This is a genomic window from Paraburkholderia sp. NMBU_R16, from assembly GCF_013282575.1.
In the GTDB taxonomy this organism is placed as follows: Bacteria; Pseudomonadota; Gammaproteobacteria; order Burkholderiales; family Burkholderiaceae; genus Trinickia.
This window is the reverse complement of record NZ_JAAAYE010000309.1, coordinates 1-450: the sequence shown is the minus strand read 5'-3', so window position 1 is coordinate 450 and position 450 is coordinate 1. Positions and strand designations below refer to the sequence as shown.

The window sequence follows — 450 nt, the reverse complement described above, 5'->3', positions numbered from 1 at the left end:
TCGGCCAGCGCGACATAGCTCTCGCCGCCGAGAATGACGTGGGCGTGTTCAAAGCCCGAGCAGGCCAGCCGAAAGTGATACAGGCGGTGGTCCAGCGCGACACCTGCCACGGTGACGCCCAGGCTGTCCATCTCCGTGAAGTCGGACAACCCGAGACGACCGGGCTCGTGCACCTGACGGAACATGACGTCATGCTCCTCGCCATGCAGAGCACGCCAGTCGCGAATACGCCGCTCCAGCGTGCGCCGCACGTTGCCCGGGAGTTCTGGATGGCGCCGAAGCATCTCGTCCAGTACGGCCACAGGCCGGATGCCGGGGGCGGACTGAAGCAGCGGGACGATCTCGGTGTCAAAGATCGCGGCCAGGGGATCGGGACGGCGACGCCCGCGCGGGGCCTTCTTCTGCGATGGCAGTCGCTGGTCCTGTTCGATGCGATAGGCAGTGGCGGCG

The 450-nt window shown here is 66.9% G+C and carries 1 pseudogene; it reads right to left on the bottom strand.

Annotated features, from left to right (window positions below):
* A pseudogene (locus GWC77_RS28390) lies at positions 1-450 on the bottom strand (IS21 family transposase); the annotation flags it as partial.